This window comes from Ureibacillus sinduriensis BLB-1 = JCM 15800, assembly GCF_000772955.1.
Lineage (GTDB): Bacteria > Bacillota > Bacilli > Bacillales_A > Planococcaceae > Ureibacillus > Ureibacillus sinduriensis.
In genome coordinates, this window is sequence record NZ_JPVO01000054.1 from 132,024 (window position 1) to 152,814 (window position 20,791).

The window sequence follows — 20,791 nt, forward strand, 5'->3', positions numbered from 1 at the left end:
TGAACGACAATGGTAGAAACAAGAGACCCATCACAAATCCGTGTTGTTGTCGGGATGTCTGGTGGGGTCGATTCGTCAGTTGCAGCCTACTTGCTTAAAAAACAAGGCTATGACGTCATCGGGATATTTATGAAAAACTGGGATGATACAGACGAATTTGGCGTATGCACAGCAACTGAAGATTATGATGATGTGATCAAAGTATGTAATCAAATCGGTATTCCCTATTATGCCGTGAATTTTGAAAAACAATATTGGGATAAAGTATTTACTTATTTCCTTGAAGAATATAAAGCAGGTCGCACACCAAACCCTGATGTAATGTGTAATAAAGAAATCAAATTTAAAGCATTTCTTGACCATGCCATGAAGTTGGGTGCCGACTATTTGGCAACAGGCCACTACGCCCGGGTGGAAGAACGAGACGGCGAGGTCGCGATGCTGCGCGGTGTCGATAATAATAAAGACCAAACCTACTTCCTCAATCAATTATCACAGGAACAATTAAAGCATGTTATGTTCCCAATCGGGGATATTGCAAAGCCCGAGGTGCGTAAAATTGCTGAAGAAGCTGGTCTTGCAACGGCAAAGAAAAAAGACTCGACAGGTATTTGCTTTATCGGCGAGCGCAATTTCAAAGAGTTCTTAAGTCAATACCTCCCAGCGCAACCCGGAAATATGGAAACGTTTGAAGGTCGTGTGATGGGGACGCATGACGGGTTGATGTATTATACAATCGGCCAGCGTCATGGCCTAGGAATTGGTGGGGACGGGGATCCATGGTTCGTCATCGGGAAAGATCTTGAACGAAATGTATTGTATGTTGACCAAGGTTTCCACCATGATGCACTATATTCCACATCTTTAAAAGCGGTAAAGATGGGCTTTACATCAAATAAAGAAAAGCCTACTAAATTTAGCTGTACGGCAAAGTTCCGCTATCGACAAGAAGATACACCTGTTGAAGTGGAGCTTTTGGAAGATGGGACAGCCCTTATTACTTTTGAAGAACCTGTTCGTGCCATTACCCCTGGCCAAGCCGTTGTTCTTTATGATGGCGATGAATGTCTGGGTGGCGGAACGATTGATGAAGTATTCAAAAATAGCGAGAAGCTAACTTATGTAGGTTAAAAAAATGGATTGGAAGCACCTTTTACTTAAAAAAAAGGAAGATGCTGCCAAGTTTCCATATAGCATATCAGTCACGAAATAATTTGCGATATGCTCTGAATCTAGAGGTGAAAAAATGGATTATAACGAAATAGGAATACTCGCATTTCAAGAAAAAAGATATGAAGATGCTGCAAAGGCGTTTACAGAAGCGATAGAGAACAATCCAAATGACGCCATTGGTTATGTGAATTTCGGCAACTTGTTGGCCTCGATGAATGATCATGAGCGGGCGGAACGATTTTTTCAAAAAGCGATCACTGTTGACGAAACGACAGCCACTGCCTACTATGGATTAGCAAATCTGTATTACAATGCAGAACGCTATATCGAGGCGGCAAAGCTCTATCAAAAGGCAATCGAGCATGGAATTCAGGGTGCCGATGCTTATTACATGCTTGCTAAATCATTCGAACGCGATGAAAAGGTGAAATTGGCGCTACCATACATGCAAAGGGCAGCAGAACTCGCACCTGATGACTTACAAATCCGGTTATCTTATGGCATATTGCTTTGTACACTTGAAATGTTTGAAGTGGCAAAAGGTGAACTAGAATTTGTTCTGGAGAATGATGCCAAAAACGCCGATGCCCATTATAATTTGGGCGTCCTCTATGCGGTATCCACCGAAGAGACGGAGTTGGCCATGGAGCATTTAAAAGAAGCATATACAATTGACCCAAATTTTGATCAAGCAAGATATATATACGATATGATTAGCCAAAGATTCAATTAGATTAGATCGGCCAATCCAACCCATTAGCTGCACAATCAAGGGAGCTGTCCAAATAGTTTTTGGGCAACTCCCTTTTTGCTGTAAAAATTATTTGAATGGATTTGTAAATAAGCAAGATACTAAGAGAGGAAAATAAAATAGTTTCTTTCGTTCTGGATAGGGAACGATAATATTGGACTTATCTTTTCTCTTTTGTTCTATAGCGATGTCCATTTTCTAAATTTGTAAAGCAGGTGTCTGGATGAATATTTTATGGGGTATATTAGGAATTTTTGTTGTCTTGTTAATAACCTTGGCCTTTTCTAGTAATCGAAAGTCCATCAATTGGAGAACAATCACCGGAGGATTAGCGCTCCAGTTAATATTCGCTTTCATCGTACTAAAATGGGAATTTGGCCGAAAAATTCTACTTGGTCTGTCAAACGGTGTGCAAAAATTAATAAACTATGCCAATGAAGGAATTTCTTTTTTATTCGGCCCTTTAGCCAATCCAAACGTCACTGGAGGAATGGTCTTTGCGCTTAGTGTCCTGACGATCATCATTTTCTTATCTTCGTTAATTTCCGTTTTATATTATTTAGGGATTATGCAGCTGGTCATTAAAGTATTGGGTGGAGGATTGTCAAAGATGTTAGGAACAACTAGGGCAGAATCCGTTAATGCCGCTGCCAATATTTTTGTCGGCCAGACCGAGGCACCATTGGTTATCCGTCCTTTTTTAGGGAAAATGACAAAATCGGAGCTGTTTGCCGTCATGACGGGGGGCTTGGCATCGGTTTCCGGGTCTGTACTTGTGGGCTATTCATTGCTTGGTGTCCCTTTGGAGTATTTAATTGCAGCAAGCTTTATGGCTGCGCCGGCTGGGTTGGTCATGGCAAAGCTCATGCTTCCCGAAACAGAAGAGGTTGATGAAACGAACTTTAAATTGGACAAGGATTCAGAATCTGTCAATGTCATCGATGCCGCAGCACGCGGCGCGGGAGACGGCTTGAAACTTGCGGTCAATGTTGGGGCCATGCTACTGGCTTTCATCGCATTGATTGCACTAATAAATGGAATATTAGGTGGAATCGGAAGTCTGTTTGGTTTTGGAGGTCTCACACTTGAAGGTATTTTAGGGTATGTCTTCTCTCCACTTGCATTTGCAGTAGGAGTGCCTTGGAGTGAAGCAGTTGAAGCGGGTTCGTTTATCGGGCAAAAAATAGTATTGAATGAGTTTGTCGCTTATTCCAATTTCGGGCCAGTTATCCCGGAGCTATCGGAAAAAACAGTCTTGATTATAAGTTTTGCTTTATGTGGATTCGCCAACCTCAGTTCGATGGCAATTTTAATTGGCGGGTTAGGATCAATGGCTCCAAGCAGAAGACCAATTATAGCAAAACTCGCCATAAGGGCGGTGATTGCCGGGACATTGGCTTCGCTTTTAAACGGAGCGATTGCCGGGATGTTTTTATAATATCAAGCGTACAAATAGACCAATTTGTACGCTTGTGGTTTTTGACATTTTTACGCAAAATGGAGTTCGAGATTTACGTTCTATGCTTCATTTTTTTTGCACAAAACTCCACAACTTCGTTATAATTTAAATCGCCTCCAAATATGTCAAGGGAACTTCCAATCGTGATATGAAGTCGCCCTTTCGTGAGGGACTGGAATTTTTGCAGGTCCTCCAGTGATCGTATGCCTCCCGCATAAGTAGTAGGGATGGTAGTCCATAGAGCTAAATCCCGTACTAACTCTTCTTGCATGCCACTTCGTTTTCCTTCGACATCTACTGCATGAATAAGTAATTCATCGCAATATTGTTCAATAAATGATATCGATGCTTCATTTACTTCAAAATCACTGATTTTCGTCCATTTATCTGTAACAACGAACCATTTATCAGCTACCTTTTTGCAGCTTAAATCAATGACTATATGTTCTTTGCCGACTGTCTGTACGAGTTTTTCCAAACGATCCATATCCAATTTCCCATCATGGAAAATATAAGAAGTAACAATAATATGAGATGCTCCTGAATGAATATATTTATTGGCATTATCGGACGTAATCCCTCCGCCGATCTGCAAACCGTTCGGATATGTCCGCAATGCAAGAAGTGCAGCTTCTTCGTTGCCGGAACCGAGCATTATGACATGACCACCAGTGAGACCATCCCTTTTGAACATGTCGGCAAAAAAAGATGAATCGTTATCGGAAATAAAGTTCTCGACAACGCTCTTATCCTGATGCCCCAACGTACTCCCAACGATTTGTTTGACTTTCCCATCATGTAGGTCGATACAAGGTCTAAATTCCACTAATCCCACAAATCCCACAAATCCCTTCTGGCTACTGAACTTAAATTCAAATTTCTATATAAATTATCATAGCATCCAATAGTTGAAAAATCGAGGAGCGCCATCATTTTCATTATAAGACAGTTGTTCATTGATATGGTAAAATCATAGTTATCATAGCAAAAAAAGAGAGAAGAGGAAGTCGGGATGGCAGAAAATCTTAATTTATTTGAAGTGAATAAATTGTTTATTCTTGGCCGTCCAGTTGTGTCCATTTTTCATAATGCGGCAAATATGTATTCAATTGTACGAGTTAAAATACAAGAAACAAATATCCAATATGACGACAAAGAAATGATTGTCGTAGGCTATTTCCCGAAGTTAAACGAAGAGGAATTGTACCGTTTTACAGGCACGCTTAAAACCCATCCGAAGTACGGCCAGCAATTTCAAGTAGAAACATTCGTCAAAGAAGTGCCGGCAACAGAACAAGGCATCATCCACTACCTATCAAGCGACTTGTTTTCAGGTATCGGTCGAAAAACGGCGGAAACGATTGTCGAGAAACTGGGAGTGGATGCAATTCGTAAAATTATGGAGGACCCCTACGCTCTAGATAGTGTTCCGCGCCTTAATGAGGAGAAAAAAGCAAAAATCCGCGAGACATTGGAGCAAAATCTTGGCCTGGAAAAAGTCATGATCAAGCTGAATGAATGGGGATTCGGACCTCAATTAGGGATGAAAATTTATCAGACTTATCGTGAAGAAACAATCCCACTACTTACCGAAAATCCTTATCGACTAATTGAAGACGTTGAGGGGGTCGGATTTGCCAGAGCGGATGAACTTGGCAGCAAGCTGGGAATCACTGGTTCACATCCAGACCGCATAAAAGCAGCGGTATTGCATGTGCTAACAAATGCATCCCTTTCAGATGGACATGTTTATCTGGACGCAGAACAGGTTTTGCCGGAAGTGAAATCGATGCTGGAACAGCGGCAACCCCATGAAATTCCATATGAGAATATCTCGAAGGCAATCATCGAAATGAGGGAAGAAAGTAAAATTTGTGGGGAAGAAACACGACTTTACTTGCCATCCCTTTACTATAGTGAGGTCGGGATTGCCTCCAAAATATTGGAGCTATTGAACCACAATGGAAAACAGCGATTTTCAAAGGATGAAATCCGCAAGGCGATTGGAGAAGTTGAAGAACGATTGGATGTTTCATATGCCGAAACACAGGCCAGGGCCATTGAATGTGCGCTTAACTCTTCATTGATGATCCTTACTGGTGGTCCAGGTACAGGAAAAACAACGGTTATTCGTGGATTCGTTGAGGTATATGCGGAACTTCATGGGTTGTCATTAAACCCAAAGGAATATGCACAAAAAGAAGAACCATTCCCGATTGTGTTGGCAGCACCTACTGGAAGGGCAGCAAAAAGATTGGCGGAATCTACTGAACTTCCGGCCATGACAATCCACCGATTACTTGGCTTTAATGGTCAGGAAAAAGAAGAAGAGACGGAGCGGGAAATCGAAGGCCGGCTCATTATTATTGATGAAATGTCGATGGTTGATACTTGGCTTGCCCATCAACTTCTAAAAAGTATAAGTGAAGACGTACAGGTTGTTTTTGTAGGGGACCAAGATCAATTGCCGCCAGTTGGCCCGGGGCAAGTATTAAAGGATTTGTTGGCTTCCCAAAAGGTACCGACCGTGGAATTGACGGATGTCTACCGTCAGGCTGAAGGCTCAACGATTATTGAATTAGCCCATCAAATCAAAAAAGGCAACATCCCGCAATCAGTAGAAAATAAAACAAGTGACCGGTCTTTTATTAAAGCCTCGGCTGACCAAATAGCAAGCGTAGTGACGCAGGTGGTCAAAAGTGCGGTTGCAAAGGGGCAATCGATCCGGGATATTCAAGTGCTGGCTCCTATGTATAAAGGCCCGGCTGGAATCGATATGCTGAATAAGAGAATTCAGGAACTGGTAAACCCAAATGATGATGGGAAAAGGAAGGAACTTGTCTTCGGGGACGTCACATACCGAATTGGGGATAAAGTATTGCAGCTTGTCAATCAACCGGAAAGCAATATTTTCAATGGTGATATGGGGGAAGTCATAGCGATTATCCGAGCGAAAGAAAACATCGAAAAGCAGGATTTACTTGTAGTTTCTTATGATGGCAATGAAGTTACCTACCAACGGGGTGATTTAAACCAAATTACACTTGCGTATTGCTGCTCGATCCACAAATCACAAGGTAGTGAATTTCCAACGGTCATTATGCCAATAGTGCGGGGATATTCAAAGATGCTTCGTCGCAACCTGCTATATACTGGTATCACACGAGCGAAAAACTTCTTGATCCTTTGCGGGGAGCCGGAGGTCTTTACTGCCGGACTTTCCAAAACCGATGATTTACTTCGTTTAACAAGCTTAAAAGCCAGAATAAATCCAATGGATAACCACCAAGAAAAAAATGCTCAAGTTGAAATGATGATTGGCGAAAAAGTAACCGAACCACTGAATGTGTTTGAGCAGCAGGATGAAATTCGTGCAAACGGGGAAGGGGCGGCTCTTATATTAAATGAAGAGACTGCACCGTATATCCATCCATTGATTGGAATGAATGGATTGTCGCCTTATGATTTTTTGGAAAAGGACGATTGAAAGGTTTGAGGGAAATAAGTTGCTTTAAAATTTCCTTGCAGCCTCATCTATAGCTCATCACCACCAAAAAAGGTGGCAAATAACATACTTCCTGCGCATATAGTAGTTTTATGGAAGAAGGAAGGTGATATTTGTGGATCATGTTGGTGGAATTCAACACCCCTCCATTACAAAACGAGTGATCTTGGTAGAAGGCAGCAGTAAATTTGAAGTGAAGCCGGATTATGCTACAGTACAAATTGAAGTTGTCACTCAATCGAGAGATTTAAGTGAAGCACAAAGGGAAAATTCATTGAAGATGAACGAGGTCATCCAATCTTTATTGGCATTGAATATTGATAGGAATGATATTCAAACTGCTTTTTTCAATGTTTTTCCAGGTTATGATTATGTAGATGGGAGACAGGTGTTCCGGGGATACGAAGTGACAAATGCAATTACAGTCGAAATTCATGATTTAAATAACGTGGCAATTGTCATTGATACGGCAATCCAAAATGGTGCGAACCGCATTTCGCAGCTGGAGTTTAAACTTGAAGATGATGCTGTCTATTATCAAAAAGCATTGCAGCTTGCCCTTCAAAATGCACATGAGAAAGCAAACGCTATCGCGGCATCACTTTGGCTTTCGTATATGCCGGTTCCAATCGAGATAACTGAAGAAACTGCAGGTGGACCGATACTAGTAAAATCGGTTACCGTGTCATCCACAAGAAATTTGGAAACACCGATTGAACAAGGGATGATTACGGTTGAAGCAACTCTTAAAGTAAAATATCAGTTTTAACAAGGAGAGAACTTATATTTTTTAAGTTCTCTTTTTTTAGAGGGAATACTGATTGTTATGCCGAAAATAATATCCATAATCAAAAAATAGATTAGGTCAACAATAAAACAGAAGATCGACAGGCTGATATAAAAATTGAAAGGGAGATCGGATTGACCAAGTACGAGCTAAAAACAAAAGAAACAAAAATGAGCGTCATGGAATTTATAGAAACAGTGGAAAATCCGAAAAAAAGGGAGGATGCATATAAACTACTTAAAATTTTCGAGGAGACGACAGGGTTTGAAGCAAAAATGTGGGGGCCTAGCATTATCGGATTTGGTTCTTACCACTATCGGTACGAATCGGGTCATGAGGGGGATGCACCGCTTGTAGGTTTTTCCCCTAGAAAAGCTAAAATTAGTCTCTATTTTGCTACAGGCGATACAGAGAGGGAAAAACTGCTGGAACGTTTCGGAAAACATACATCCGGCAAGGCTTGCGTTTATATCAATAAACTGGCTGATGTGAATGAAGAGGTTCTAAAGCAGCTAATTGAACAATCCATTGCATTCTTGCAAAAAATGTATCCGCGGGATTGAAACTTTTATCATTCAAAGACGTAAAAGAAGAGATATTAAATTTGACGGGAGTGCTTAACATGGCGTTTTTCAAAAAGCTTGGAGCAAGCATTGGCATTGGTTCTGCAAAGGTTGACACAAAGTTGGGAAATTCCTCTTATGAAGCTGGTGATCAAATCAAAGGTGAGGTTGAAATCTACGGTGGAAATGTCGAACAACAAATCAATGCCATTTATTTAACTTTATATACAACATATATTAAAGAGGTTGATGACAATAAGTATACTGCTAACGCACCGATTCAGAAGTTCAAAGTAAGCGATCCGTTCATCATAAATGCGGATGAAACAAAAAAAATCCCTTTTTCATTCACTATTCCGTTTGATGTCCCGATTACAGCGGGAAGAACAAAAGTCTGGGTGGCTACTGAATTGGATATCCAAAGCGGTGTGGATTCAGAAGATAAGGATTATATCGATATCCGACCATCGAAATTTGCATCGAGAGTACTGGATGTTGTGCAACAATTGGGTTTCAGATTGCGTGAAGTCGAATGCAAACAAGCTTCATATAAATATAAGGGCAACTACCCATTCATTCAAGAATTTGAATTTGTACCGACAAGCGGGACTTTTAGGGGCAGATTAGATGAGTTGGAAATTGTCTTCCTTTCTCAAACGCAAAGTCAAGTGGAAATACTCATGCAGGTGGACCGTAAAGCAAGAGGTCTCGGAGGATTCTTGGCAGAAGCGTTGGATGCTGACGAAACCCATGTTAGAATGACGGTAACCCAACAGGATTTACTTACATTGGGTGAACAACTGAGACAAGTAATATCAAGATACTCCTAATAATGAATGGTCGCTAAAAAGTCAAAAGCTTTTTAGCGGTTTTTTACATTTTTATCTATTTATCCAAATACAAAATATGCTATGATTCAATCTATATTGGAGGATTGAATACGAAATGAACAATCAACGTTGGTTGTCCCAAAATTTCTTTATTTTCTTCTTTACTTGGGGCGTATATTTGCAGTATTGGTCAGGCTGGCTAAGTGAAGCAAAAGGATTGACGGTAAAGGAAGTAAGCCTCATTATGGGCTTTGGTCTAGTGGCACGCGCCTTCTCGACAATGTTTGTTTTCCCTTTCGCTTCAAAATATTTAAGCGATAAAAAATTGACACAGTTCTTGGTGATTTGTGCATTGATTTCGGCTATTTTGTATATCCCTTTTAATCATTTTGTTGCCTTGTTCATTGTCACGATGATTTTCAGCTTGTTTTATCCGTCCCTATTACCTGCGATTGAAAGCAGTGCATCCACTCTTGTACAGCAAGGTAAAGTTCATTACGGAAAAAGCCGATCCTATGGGTCCATCAGTTTTGTGATTTCTGTATTTATTCTTAGTATTGTTATTGGTTATTTAGGGGAAGCTGCGATTTTATGGTGCATGATTGGCTATTTAGTCATCATGTTGGGTTTGCAAGCAATGCCTGCTCCGGAAGTTCTAAGTACGAAGCCGACAGTAGAAGACCGCTCGCAAAAATTTTCTATGAGAAGCTTGTGGAAGATAAAAGGTTTCCCGGTTGTATTGATAATTGTTATTCTGCTGCAGGGATCTCTTGCATCCTATTACAATTATAGCTATATCTATTTGCAGAAATATTTGGAAGTAAATACTTTTTATATCGGGATTATTTTGAATGTTGCGGTCGTATTTGAAATCTTGTTCTTTTTAAAAGTAGATCACTTATTCTCCAAATGGAAAACTTCTTCATTATTGCTTCTTGCAGGTTCTGGTTCTACATTGCGTTGGGTGATCATTTTCGCATTCCCGAATGTATGGATGTTCATTTTATCGCAGACACTGCATGCACTTGCATTTGCAATGTCGCATTATGCATTTGTACAATACATAACACGCACTTTACCTAAGCAGCAATTATCCAATGCACAAGGGCTTTATTCCGCATTAGCAACAAGCTTGAGTGCAGCCGTTTTAACTTTGTTGGGCGGTTACTTATATGACATTTCGCCGGGTTTGGCTTTCTTAGGAATGACCGTTGTAACTATCCCAGCCATTATCATTATCCTTATAACGAAAAAGACATATCAATACTAGAAAAAGTCGTCCCTAGTTTGGGGCGACTTCTTTGCGCTTTAACAAAAACTTTACGGATAAGCCAATAATCATCACCACCAAGACGATAATGATTTCAAATTTGTAGATGGCTTCCTGTGAAGTGAAGAAAGGTGCAACATAGCTATCTTTTACAATCATTTTCGAAGCTGTCCAAGTTAATAGTGCCGACCCGAAAACGATGATAATTGGAAACTTTTCCATCAATTTTGTCACAAAAGCGCTCCCCCATACGACAATTGGAATGGAGACAATAAGGCCGATGATGACGAGCAGTGTACTGCCATGAGCCGCTCCGGCAACAGCGATAATATTATCAACCCCCATTAGTATGTCTGCTAGGAGGATTGTGCCGATTGCGCCCCAGAAATTTTTTTTGCTAGGTTTTACATTATGATCTTCCTCAGTCAGTAAAAGTTTGTACGAAATGTACAAGAGCAAAATGCCGCCCACTAATAAAAGACCATCATACTGAAGCAGTTTAACAGCTACTAATGTAAGTACGATGCGAACCAGGATGGCACAAAAGGTTCCCCAGAAGATGACGGACTTTTGCTGACTCTTCGGCAAGTTTTTCGCAACTAGACCTATCAGCAACGCATTGTCCCCAGCAAGGATTAAATCGATAAAAATTATTGTGATCAAGGCAGATAGAAATTCACTGGATAATATTTCCACTACATTTTTCGCTCCAATCTTTTTTAGCAATGTTCGTCCACTTACCAATCAATATATGAATCCGTAAGTCTTTTAAGAAGAGTGGATTTTATTTTTCTCTATTGATATATGTAGGAAATTATGGTAATTTCTTTATAATTTTTATGGTCATCTTGGGGGGATAAATATGATAACAAAACTTACCGAAGCCAACCGAAAGCAGCTCATGGAATTTGTTTGCAAAAAGCCGGCCGAAAACTTATTTATTATTGGAGATGTCGAGGCATTCGGATTTAATAATGAGTTCCAAACAGTCTGGGGTCAATTTGATGCTACCGGGGAACTTATTGCGGTGCTTTTGAAATATGAAACTAATTATATACCTTATGCGACCGGGGAGTATGATATCGAAGGTTTTGCCGAAATTATCAATAACGATCCGAATATGGGGGAAATATCTGGTTTAAAAGAAGTGGTAGAAAAGCTTGAGCCGCTCATCCCAAAGAGAAAACGGAGCAACAATTCATTTTACTATGCTAAATGTCAAAGCCTGCTTGAAACAAAGAGTGATGAAGAACTTAAGAAAGTAGAAGAGTTGACATTGGCTGAAATACAGGAAAATGTAGATTTACTGAAAAGTGTACCTGAATTTCAATCCAGTAATATTACTGTGGAGTCCAAGAAACGTGTCATCGAAAATAAAACAGGAAGGACATATTTTATCCGTGTAGATGGCGAAATGGCAACAACTGCTTCTACAACCGCAGAAAATAGTTCTTCTGCAATGATTATTGCTGTTGCAACAAAAGAAAAATTCAAACGGCAGGGACTTGCTACCGATTGCATGATCAAACTGTGCAAAGATTTATTAAATGAGGGAAAAGAGCTCTGTTTGTTCTATGATAATCCGGAGGCAGGGAAAATTTATAAGCGACTTGGATTTGAAGATATCGGATTTTGGAATATGTATCGCTATGAGTAAGGCAAAGGATAATAGTTATAATTGACACTATCTATTCCATTGCATATAATTTATTAGACGAATTCAGCCTATTAAATGGATTTTCGTACGCTGATTTCCAAGGAAGCAGTCTTGTAGCCAGTTGCCTTGAATAGTTATAAAACAATGATGGAGAAAGTAAGTTTATGTATATCGCACAGAAAGAGATTCCCCAGGCTGAAAGAATCTTACGTAATGCATTAACCGAAAGCTACTCCTGAGTGCAGCTAATCCCTGCCGTTCACTTACGTTACAGTGCTTGAGATATAAGTAGGTTTCAATAACTATGACCGACTTATAAATTAGGGTGGTACCGCGAAAATACAGTCTTCGTCCCTTTACAGGGATGGAGGCTTTTTATTTTGTTCAAAAAGGTATGCGGTATTGCTTAATTAACAGTTTCGGATCTACCAATCTCCAAAGGATTGATATCCAAACTGGCGGAAATAGTCAGAAAAGCTTAAACTTAACACCATCACGTAAAATCAAATTCAACTTAATTTGGAGGTATATCAAAAAATGAAAGCAACAGATATTCGTCGCAAGTATTTAGACTTTTTTATTGAAAAAGGACATGCACAAGAACCATCGGCACCACTAGTACCAATTAATGATAATTCGTTACTTTGGATTAATTCAGGAGTGGCCACTTTAAAAAAGTACTTTGATGGACGAGTCATCCCTGATAATCCTCGGATTACCAATGCTCAAAAATCAATTCGTACAAACGATATCGAAAATGTAGGGAAAACTGCTCGGCACCATACTTTCTTTGAAATGTTGGGTAACTTCTCAATCGGGGATTACTTTAAAAAAGAGGCGATTCACTTTGCTTGGGAATTCTTGACGGACACAAAATGGATGGGATTCAATCCGGAACTATTATCTATTACGATCCATCCAGAAGATAAGGAAGCATACGATATTTGGAAAAATGAAATCGGCATTCCGGAAGAACGATTAATCCGAATCGAAGGAAACTTCTGGGATATCGGTGAGGGTCCTTCAGGTCCGAACTCCGAAATTTTCTATGATCGCGGTCCTGAGTATGGAGACGATGAAAGTGATCCGGAATTATATCCAGGGGGAGAAAACGAACGTTACCTGGAAATTTGGAACTTAGTATTCTCACAATTCAACCATAATCCAGATGGTACTTACACGCCCCTGCCAAAGCAAAATATCGATACTGGGATGGGACTTGAACGTATGGCATCAGTTGTTCAAAATGTCCCAACAAATTTCGATACAGATTTATTTATGCCGATTATTGAAAAGATTGAAGAGTTTGCTAATCGTCCATACAAACGTCCAGGTGAAATTGACTTAAAAGAGATTTTTGGCAGTGAAGAAGATATCAATACTCCATTTAAAGTAATCGCTGACCATATTCGTACAGTAGCATTTGCAATTGGAGATGGCGCACTTCCTTCTAATGAGGGACGTGGATATGTATTGCGCCGTTTACTGCGCCGTGCTGTTCGTTATGCAAAACAAATCGGCATCGAAAAGCCGTTTATGTTCGAATTGGTTCCGACGGTGGGGGAAATTATGCAAGACTTCTACCCGGAAGTAAAGGAAAAAGCAGAATTTATTCAAAGAGTAATCAAAAACGAAGAGAATCGTTTTCATGAAACTCTTGATGGTGGTTTAGCAATCCTTTCAGATGTTATTAAAAAAGAAAAGCAAGCTGGCTTGAATGTCATTCCGGGCAGCGATGCATTCCGTCTATATGATACGTATGGTTTCCCGGTGGAACTTACTGAGGAATATGCAGAAGAAGCAGGTATGACGGTAGACCACGAAGGTTTTGAAAAGGCTATGGAAGAACAACGTGAACGTGCTCGTGCAGCCCGTGCGGATGTTGACTCGATGCAGGTTCAATCCGAAGTTTTGTCGAACTTGAAGCAGGAATCCAATTTTGTGGGCTATGAGACGCTGCAAGCCAATACTACAGTTGTTGCCATGGTAGCAAACGGTCAAATTGTGGAAGTGGCCTCAGAAGGGGAAGAAGTACTCGTAATTCTGGCTGAAACTCCTTTCTATGCTGAAATGGGTGGCCAAGTAGCCGATCACGGAACAATTGAAAATGATACATTCAAAGCATTTGTAAAAGATGTGCAAAAAGCCCCTAACGGTCAATCCCTACACACGGTTGTAGTTGAATCTGGTGAAATGCACTTAAATGATACTGTGAAAGCAAAAGTTGATCGCAATGAACGTAATTTGGTTGTGAAGAATCATACAGCAACACATATTATGCAAAGTGCGTTAAAAGATGTATTAGGAGATCACGTTAACCAAGCTGGTTCTTATGTTGGTCCAGATCGATTGCGCTTCGACTTCTCTCACTTCGGTCCGGCTACAAAAGAAGAAATAGAAAAAATCGAGCGTATTGTTAACGAGAAAATTTGGGATGATATTGAAGTAGTTATTGAGGAAATGCCAATTGCAGACGCTAGAGCTATGGGAGCAATGGCGTTATTCGGCGAAAAATATGGAGACTTAGTCCGAGTTGTACAAGTTAGTGACTATTCTGTCGAACTATGTGGTGGTATTCATGTAAAACGTTCTTCTGAAATTGGTTTATTCAAAATTGTATCGGAAGCTGGAATCGGGGCGGGAACTCGACGTATCGAGGCTGTTACTGGCAAAGCGGCATATGAAGCTGTTAAAGAGGAACAACGTATTTTAGAAGAGTCAGCCAGTCTCTTGAAAGCTAATCCAAAAGATTTAGTATCACGTGTCGAAAACTTGCAGCAAGAACTAAAAGAACAGCAACGTGAAAATGATGCATTATCGCAAAAAATCGCTAATTCGCAAGCAAGTGCAGTTTTGGATGCAGCTCAGAAGATTGGGGATGTGACTGTCTTAGCAACGAAAGTGGATGCAAAAGATAACAATCAACTTCGCCAAATGATGGATGATTTAAAAGGAAAGTTAGAGAAGGCCGTCATTGTACTTGGTGCAGTCGATGGTGAAAAAGTAATGCTTTGTGCTGGCGTTTCGAAGGATTTAGTTGGCGGGAACTATCATGCAGGGAATATCGTGAAAAATGTGGCTGAGGCTTGTGGAGGTAAAGGTGGCGGTCGTCCGGATATGGCGATGGCCGGAGCGAAGGATGCTTCGAAACTTGAAGAAGCATTAATTTCTGTGTATGATTACGTTAAATCATTTTAAATTCACTTGAGAGAAGAGTGTAGTACTTATATTATTTCACTTCTTTAACAAAAATTGGTGAGAATACCATTCCGATATTTGATTGAAAGCTATAATAAGTTATAATAAAGAAAATGGGGATGTAGTACGTCTTAGCATCTCCCAATTTCTGAAAGCGAGGTGCTGGTCTTGAGTTCGTTTGATAAAACAATGAAATTTAGTTTCCCAGAAGAATCAATGGAACAAGAAGTAAAGCAAGTCATGCTGAAGGTGTACTCTTCACTAGAGGAGAAGGGGTATAATCCTACAAATCAAATTGTAGGCTATCTTTTATCTGGTGATCCGGCATACATCCCTCGCCATCAGGATGCACGAAATTTAATACGTAAGCTTGAGCGCGATGAAATTCTTGAAGAGCTTGTAAAGTTTTATATTAAGAAGAATAACGAGGCATAATAGATAATATGAGAATTATGGGTTTAGATGTAGGTTCGAAAACTGTCGGCGTTGCGATTAGCGATGCATTAGGATGGACTGCACAAGGAATCGAGACCGTTAAAATCAACGAAGAAACTGGCGATTTTGGAATTGAACGTATAAAAGAGCTTGTGAAGGAATATGCTGTTACCGAATTTGTGGTGGGCTTTCCTAAAAATATGAACAATACAGTCGGTCCTCGTGGGGAAGCTTCCAATAATTATAAAACCTTATTGGAAGAGACTTTCCATTTTCCTGTCAAATTATGGGACGAACGTTTAACCACAATGGCCGCAGAGCGGATGCTTATCGATGCGGATGTTAGCCGTAAAAAACGCAAGCAAGTAATTGATAAAATGGCGGCTGTAATGATTCTGCAAGGGTATTTGGATAGCAAAAATTAACATTCGACAAGGTGGATGTTCATCTTATGTGCTAAAAGTATGCGATAGAGACAAGAGGATCTTTATCCTGAAAGTGAAGCAACAGGGGTGCAAATGGACGATTTATTTCGAACATTTCGCCCCGAAAGCTTTATTAAGAGCAAAAAGTTCTCTGATTTGGTATAGTAGCAAATAGCTGTCAAGTAACTTCTTGCTTTAGAGAAACTGCAATAGAAGCAAAAGATCAGAGGCGAAAATAGAAACTTTCGCACGACAAGAGCAGCAACATTGAAAATTTATGAAGAGGTGACCACAATGGTACAAGAACACGATCACGATCACGAACAACGACATATTACGATTGTCGATGAAAATGGAAACGAGCAATTATGCGAGGTAATCCATACTTTTGATTCTGAAGAATTTGGCAAATCTTATGTACTATATTCTTTAGTTGGTGCAGAAGAAGACGACGAAGGGCAAATCGAAATTTTCGCATCTGCCTTCACACCATCTGAAAACGGTGAAGACGGTGAATTAGAACCGATTGAAACTGAAGCAGAATGGGATTTAATCGAAGATGTATTAAATCAGCTTGAAGATCAATTTGATGACGAAGAAGAATAAAAATTAAATGAAAAGGTAGGCGTAAATTTGCCTACCTTTTTTATTCATAAGGAAGCACTCAGAAGAAATAGTAGTTTCTTGCTTTATTGAATTAGCAAAAGGATTTTGTAAAAAAATTTGGAGGTGCCCTAAATGGACGAGCAATATTTTAAAATTCAATTGGAGGATGGAACTGAACAGCAATGCAGGACCATCATGACTTTTGACAGTGAGGAACATTCTTATGTGCTATATTCTCTTGTAGACGAAGATGGAAATGACAGCGAGGAAGTTTCTGCACTTCGATTCGAACTCGATGAAAATGGGGAAATGACAAATTTTTCTTCACTGGAGACTGAAAGTGAATGGGAAATGGTTGATGAAGTTCTGAATACGCTAATCGCTGAATTCGGGGACGGGGAGGAAGATTTCTTTACAATTTCGGATGAAAATGGGGAAGAAGTTGTCTGTGAAGTAATCCATCGCTTTGAGTTAGAAGAGTTTGATAAGTCCTACATTTTCTACACATTCGCGGACCAGGAAGAAATCGGCGAAATTTTCGCAGCAAGCTATATTGCGGGTGACAAAGGGGAAGTACAAGACCTGTTGCCGATTGAGACAGATGAAGAATGGGATAAAGTTGAACAGGAACTACAGACATTGAATCAAAAATAATAAAATTACGAGTTAGGGATAATACAATGTGTTGCTTAACACACTGGATTATCCTTTTTTTTTATGGTTTTGTTACGAAGTGTAAAGTGGATGCTCTATCGGATTTCAGATAAATTAGAGGACTGAGGATGTTTTCTCCAAGTCTATTGTCATGACTTTTTTGTTGTACTGGGAACCGAGATTGGACTTCGCTGCCCGATTCCACTTGTTTATGGCAACATCGGGAACTGAGACTGTGTCTCGAAACCCGATTCCGCTAGTTTAAAGTAGCATCGGTCACTGAGACTGTGTGTGGAAGCCCAATTTCGCTAGTTTAAAGTAGCATCGGGAACTGAGGCAACCTCTCGAAGCCTAATCCTACTATTTATGACAGTACGGGGCACTGAGGCATCATTGCGCCTGTCGCTGCGCTTTCGGTGCAGACAAAACCGTCACATATCGAAAAGAGTTGTTTCTGTAATAAGTGCCTACGCTCAGTAAAGTCATTGCGCCTGTCGCTACGCTTTCGGCGCAGATGAAGAGTGTCCAATGTACATTTGGACACTCTTCATTGTCACCATATGCATTTTCTTGTATCATATTAGGAGATGTAAGGGGGTACGCTGGTGGAGAATAATGAATCTAAGAAACAAGAGATGATTGAGAAAATGAAGATACGTAAAAAAGAAGGACGCGTTGTACGACGTATTGTGACGATCGTGACGTTAGTTATATTATTGATCGTTGGAATAGTGGGAGTAAGTGGTTATTTCTATGTAAAGTCCGCGCTAGAACCGATCGACCCGGACAGTACCGATGAAATTGCAGTGGAAATTCCTATGGGTTCAGGTATATCAACCATTTCATCGATTTTAGAAAAAAACGGTGTTATAAAAAATGCACGTATTTTTAAATACTACACAAAATTTAAAAATGAATCGAATTTCCAAGCAGGTAATTACATATTGACTCAGTCCATGACACTTGATGAAATTATCGAAAGCTTAAAAACTGGTAAGGTATATCATGAACCTGTATTTAGTGTTACGGTACCAGAAGGATTGACTTTGGAGCAAATTTCCGAAATCGTGGCCAAACATACGGAATACACATCCGAACAGTTTATGGAATTGGTTTCAAGCAAAGAATTTATCCAGAATATGATGGGCACTTACCCGGATTTAATTACGGAGGAAGTTTTCAACAGTAATATTCGTTATTCGCTGGAGGGTTATTTATATCCTTCGACATATGCATTCTATGAGGAAAAACCTTCATTACACGAGATTGTTTCAACGATGATATCTTTAACTAATGATGTTGTAATGCAGTATGGCGGATTGCTTGAGGAGAAGGAAATGACACCGCATCAACTGTTAACTTTTGCCTCGTTGCTTGAGGAGGAAGCTACCGCACAGACAGATCGCGAAACTATCGCCAGTGTATTCTACAATCGCTTGGAGATCGATATGCCATTGCAAACAGATCCTACTGTTTTGTATGCGCTTGGCTCGCATAAAGATCGTGTCTTATACGAAGATTTGGAAGTGGACAATCCGTACAACACGTATGTAGTTCAAGGGTTGCCTCCGGGTCCGATAGCCAATGCAGGCAAAATTTCAATTGAAGCAGCCCTTAATCCTACAGATACAGAGTATCTATATTTCTTGGCTGATACGGAAGGCAATAATCACTTTGCAAAATCGTATGAGGAGCATCTGCAAAATATAGACGAATATCTTGATCAATAACGTGAAATGACAGAAGGAAACGGGTAGATTTATTTATTCGCTTTCCTTCTCTTTTCATGATATTATAAATTGTGATTTTTTTGACAGAGAAGATAGATATTCTGACACTTTCCTACTATTTTAATCAAAGGTAAATAGTATCTATTCAATAAAAAGGGGCTTACATAATGGAAATTTCAAACACTTATATAGAATCCTTTATTCAGCCACGAAGCGCGTTATTATTGGAAATGGAGGAGTACGCACAGGAACAACATGTCCCAATAATGCAATTGCCGGCGATCGATGTACTTAATCAGCTGCTTCGAGTTCAAAAACCATCAAGCATATTGGAAATAGGGACTGCTATTGGTTATTCTGCAATAAGGATGGCTAGTGTCTTGACAAATTGCACAATTGTAACAATTGAAAGGGATTTAGAACGAGTTCGTCTTGCAAAGGAATTTATTGCACGTTCAGAAGTGTCTAATCGAATTACAGTGGTCGAAGGCGATGCGTTGGAAGTGGATGTGGAAAGTATACAATCTACTTTTGATGCTGTTTTTATTGATGCGGCGAAAGGCCAATATATGCGCTTTTTTGAAAAGTACTCACCATTGGTCCCCTCAGGCGGTATCATATATATCGATAACATGTACATGCATGGATTATCAGATTTAGATTTAAAAGATGTGCCGAGGCGTAAAAGAACGATGATTCGAAATTTGAAGACCTTTGCTGACTGGATTATGGCCCACCCGGAGTATGATAGTACATTTTTCCCAGTCGGGGATGGCTTATTAATTTGTTTAAAGAGGTGACGTAGTATGAAAAAACCTGAATTATTAGTGACACCCAAGTCGGTAGATCATATTAAGTCGTTAATCGAAGCGGGTGCGGATGCTTTTGTTATTGGGGAACAACGATTTGGTTTGCGTCTGGCAGGCGAATTTTCTTTGATCGAAGTGGAGGAAGCTGCAAGGCTTATCCATGAATCCGGAAAAAAAGTCTATGTCGCTGTAAATGCCATTTTCCATAATGACCGATTAGATGCGCTTGAGAACTACTTAAAAGAGTTGCAACGAATTGGGGTGGATGCATTAATTTTTGGTGACCCGGCGGTGGTAGTTGCAGTACGTGAATTGGAAATGACAATCCCGCTCCACTGGAATCCTGAAACAATTGCAACAAACTGGTTCCAAGCAAATTACTGGTTCGAACGTGGTGCAAAACGAGCATTTCTTGCCCGTGAACTTTCCCTGGACGAAGTAATTGAAATTAAGGAGAATGCAAAGCCTGAAATCGAAGTCCAAATACATGGCATGACATGCATGTTCCAATCAAAACGCTCATTGCTTGGGAATTATTTCTTATATCGTGACCAAGTAATGGAAATTGAAAATCGTAAAGCGAATCAAAATATGTTCTTACATGATAAAGAACGTAAAAATAAATATCCGATTTATGAGGATCTGAATGGAACACATATTTTCTCTCCGAATGATATGTGTCTTATCGATGAATTAACAGAACTATTTGAAGCAGGTATAGATTCTCTTAAATTTGATGGTGTCCTTCATACGGAAGATTACATCAATACGGTAACAAAATGTTATCGACAAGCTATCGATATGTATTTTGAACATGGTGTAGATGCGTACGAAGAAATCAAGGACGAACTGTTGGAAAAAATTGAGAAAATACAGCCGGAAATACGTCCATTGGATACAGGTTTCATCTTTAAGGAAACAGTATATTAGGAAGGAGTG

The 20,791-nt window shown here is 39.9% G+C and carries 19 protein-coding genes; 17 read left to right on the forward strand and 2 right to left on the reverse strand.

Annotation, left to right across the window (positions count from 1 at the left end):
* Positions 1–9: 9 nt before the first annotated feature.
* The 3 genes from mnmA to CD33_RS14650 all read left to right on the forward strand — a co-directional run bounded on the left by mnmA (position 10) and on the right by CD33_RS14650 (position 3,362).
* Positions 10–1,131: a tRNA 2-thiouridine(34) synthase MnmA gene (gene mnmA / locus CD33_RS14640; RefSeq protein ID WP_036201754.1), complete on the forward strand. Its 1,122-nt coding sequence runs from the start codon at positions 10–12 to the stop codon at positions 1,129–1,131.
* Positions 1,132–1,246: 115 nt separating this feature from the next.
* The gene (locus CD33_RS14645; RefSeq protein WP_036201755.1) at positions 1,247–1,906 is read left to right on the forward strand and encodes a tetratricopeptide repeat protein; all 660 of its coding nucleotides are present in this window, start codon (positions 1,247–1,249) and stop codon (positions 1,904–1,906) included.
* A gap of 241 nt (positions 1,907–2,147) precedes the next feature.
* Positions 2,148–3,362: a NupC/NupG family nucleoside CNT transporter gene (locus CD33_RS14650; RefSeq protein WP_036201756.1), complete on the forward strand. Its 1,215-nt coding sequence runs from the start codon at positions 2,148–2,150 to the stop codon at positions 3,360–3,362.
* A 73-nt stretch (positions 3,363–3,435) separates the two neighbouring features.
* On the opposite strand, the gene hisA is transcribed toward CD33_RS14650, so the two are convergent.
* The gene (gene hisA, locus CD33_RS14655; RefSeq protein WP_036202290.1) at positions 3,436–4,209 is read right to left on the reverse strand and encodes a phosphoribosylformimino-5-aminoimidazole carboxamide ribotide isomerase; all 774 of its coding nucleotides are present in this window, start codon (positions 4,207–4,209) and stop codon (positions 3,436–3,438) included.
* A 186-nt stretch (positions 4,210–4,395) separates the two neighbouring features.
* Here hisA and recD2 point away from each other — a divergent pair, with 186 nt between their 5' ends.
* The 5 genes from recD2 to CD33_RS14680 all read left to right on the forward strand — a co-directional run bounded on the left by recD2 (position 4,396) and on the right by CD33_RS14680 (position 10,338).
* Entirely contained in the window at positions 4,396–6,870 is a 2,475-nt protein-coding gene (gene recD2 / locus CD33_RS14660; protein WP_036201757.1) for an SF1B family DNA helicase RecD2, read from the forward strand.
* 133 nt (positions 6,871–7,003) lie between these two features.
* Positions 7,004–7,657: an SIMPL domain-containing protein gene (locus CD33_RS14665; RefSeq protein WP_052130278.1), complete on the forward strand. Its 654-nt coding sequence runs from the start codon at positions 7,004–7,006 to the stop codon at positions 7,655–7,657.
* A gap of 188 nt (positions 7,658–7,845) precedes the next feature.
* Positions 7,846–8,238, forward strand: a complete 393-nt coding sequence (locus tag CD33_RS14670) for a DUF1801 domain-containing protein (protein WP_036202293.1) — start codon at positions 7,846–7,848, stop codon at positions 8,236–8,238.
* A 59-nt stretch (positions 8,239–8,297) separates the two neighbouring features.
* Positions 8,298–9,068, forward strand: a complete 771-nt coding sequence (locus tag CD33_RS14675; RefSeq protein WP_036201758.1) for a sporulation protein — start codon at positions 8,298–8,300, stop codon at positions 9,066–9,068.
* A gap of 115 nt (positions 9,069–9,183) precedes the next feature.
* A complete protein-coding gene (locus tag CD33_RS14680) occupies positions 9,184–10,338 on the forward strand; it encodes an MFS transporter (protein ID WP_036201759.1) in 1,155 nt (384 codons plus the stop codon).
* Between the two features lie 12 nt (positions 10,339–10,350).
* Here the strand turns inward: CD33_RS14680 and CD33_RS14685 are convergent, their stop codons facing one another.
* Positions 10,351–11,034, reverse strand: a complete 684-nt coding sequence (locus CD33_RS14685; RefSeq protein WP_036202294.1) for a TerC family protein — start codon at positions 11,032–11,034, stop codon at positions 10,351–10,353.
* Positions 11,035–11,200: 166 nt separating this feature from the next.
* Here CD33_RS14685 and CD33_RS14690 point away from each other — a divergent pair, with 166 nt between their 5' ends.
* From CD33_RS14690 to CD33_RS14730, 9 genes are all read left to right on the forward strand, one after another.
* Positions 11,201–11,995 carry a GNAT family N-acetyltransferase gene (locus CD33_RS14690; protein WP_036201760.1) on the forward strand — a complete coding sequence of 265 codons (795 nt, stop codon included), beginning with the start codon at positions 11,201–11,203 and terminating at the stop codon, positions 11,993–11,995.
* A 537-nt stretch (positions 11,996–12,532) separates the two neighbouring features.
* Entirely contained in the window at positions 12,533–15,193 is a 2,661-nt protein-coding gene (alaS, locus tag CD33_RS14695; protein ID WP_036201761.1) for an alanine--tRNA ligase, read from the forward strand.
* Between the two features lie 168 nt (positions 15,194–15,361).
* On the forward strand, positions 15,362–15,628 hold the full coding sequence (locus tag CD33_RS14700) for an IreB family regulatory phosphoprotein (protein WP_036201762.1): 267 nt from the start codon (positions 15,362–15,364) through the stop codon (positions 15,626–15,628).
* Positions 15,629–15,636: 8 nt separating this feature from the next.
* Positions 15,637–16,053 (forward strand): Holliday junction resolvase RuvX, encoded by a 417-nt coding sequence (ruvX, locus tag CD33_RS14705; RefSeq protein ID WP_036201763.1) that lies wholly within the window; start codon positions 15,637–15,639, stop codon positions 16,051–16,053.
* Positions 16,054–16,347: 294 nt separating this feature from the next.
* Complete coding sequence (locus tag CD33_RS14710) at positions 16,348–16,659, forward strand: DUF1292 domain-containing protein (RefSeq protein WP_036201764.1); 312 nt, start codon at positions 16,348–16,350, stop codon at positions 16,657–16,659.
* Between the two features lie 132 nt (positions 16,660–16,791).
* On the forward strand, positions 16,792–17,313 hold the full coding sequence (locus CD33_RS14715) for a DUF1292 domain-containing protein (RefSeq protein WP_036201765.1): 522 nt from the start codon (positions 16,792–16,794) through the stop codon (positions 17,311–17,313).
* A gap of 635 nt (positions 17,314–17,948) precedes the next feature.
* Positions 17,949–19,043 (forward strand): endolytic transglycosylase MltG, encoded by a 1,095-nt coding sequence (mltG, locus tag CD33_RS14720; RefSeq protein ID WP_036202297.1) that lies wholly within the window; start codon positions 17,949–17,951, stop codon positions 19,041–19,043.
* Positions 19,044–19,210: 167 nt separating this feature from the next.
* On the forward strand, positions 19,211–19,843 hold the full coding sequence (locus CD33_RS14725) for an O-methyltransferase (RefSeq protein WP_036201766.1): 633 nt from the start codon (positions 19,211–19,213) through the stop codon (positions 19,841–19,843).
* Positions 19,844–19,849: 6 nt separating this feature from the next.
* Positions 19,850–20,782 carry a peptidase U32 family protein gene (locus CD33_RS14730; protein WP_036201767.1) on the forward strand — a complete coding sequence of 311 codons (933 nt, stop codon included), beginning with the start codon at positions 19,850–19,852 and terminating at the stop codon, positions 20,780–20,782.
* The last annotated feature ends 9 nt before the right edge of the window (positions 20,783–20,791 follow it).

Coding starts and splice junctions, on each gene's coding strand:
- mnmA (WP_036201754.1), top strand. CDS start 10: ATGGTAGAAACAAGAGACCCATCACAAATCCGTGTTGTTGTCGGGATG.
- CD33_RS14645 (WP_036201755.1), top strand. CDS start 1,247: ATGGATTATAACGAAATAGGAATACTCGCATTTCAAGAAAAAAGATAT.
- CD33_RS14650 (WP_036201756.1), top strand. CDS start 2,148: ATGAATATTTTATGGGGTATATTAGGAATTTTTGTTGTCTTGTTAATA.
- recD2 (WP_036201757.1), top strand. CDS start 4,396: ATGGCAGAAAATCTTAATTTATTTGAAGTGAATAAATTGTTTATTCTT.
- CD33_RS14670 (WP_036202293.1), top strand. CDS start 7,846: ATGAGCGTCATGGAATTTATAGAAACAGTGGAAAATCCGAAAAAAAGG.
- CD33_RS14675 (WP_036201758.1), top strand. CDS start 8,298: ATGGCGTTTTTCAAAAAGCTTGGAGCAAGCATTGGCATTGGTTCTGCA.
- CD33_RS14680 (WP_036201759.1), top strand. CDS start 9,184: ATGAACAATCAACGTTGGTTGTCCCAAAATTTCTTTATTTTCTTCTTT.
- CD33_RS14690 (WP_036201760.1), top strand. CDS start 11,201: ATGATAACAAAACTTACCGAAGCCAACCGAAAGCAGCTCATGGAATTT.
- alaS (WP_036201761.1), top strand. CDS start 12,533: ATGAAAGCAACAGATATTCGTCGCAAGTATTTAGACTTTTTTATTGAA.
- ruvX (WP_036201763.1), top strand. CDS start 15,637: ATGAGAATTATGGGTTTAGATGTAGGTTCGAAAACTGTCGGCGTTGCG.
- CD33_RS14710 (WP_036201764.1), top strand. CDS start 16,348: ATGGTACAAGAACACGATCACGATCACGAACAACGACATATTACGATT.
- CD33_RS14715 (WP_036201765.1), top strand. CDS start 16,792: ATGGACGAGCAATATTTTAAAATTCAATTGGAGGATGGAACTGAACAG.
- mltG (WP_036202297.1), top strand. CDS start 17,949: ATGATTGAGAAAATGAAGATACGTAAAAAAGAAGGACGCGTTGTACGA.
- CD33_RS14725 (WP_036201766.1), top strand. CDS start 19,211: ATGGAAATTTCAAACACTTATATAGAATCCTTTATTCAGCCACGAAGC.
- CD33_RS14730 (WP_036201767.1), top strand. CDS start 19,850: ATGAAAAAACCTGAATTATTAGTGACACCCAAGTCGGTAGATCATATT.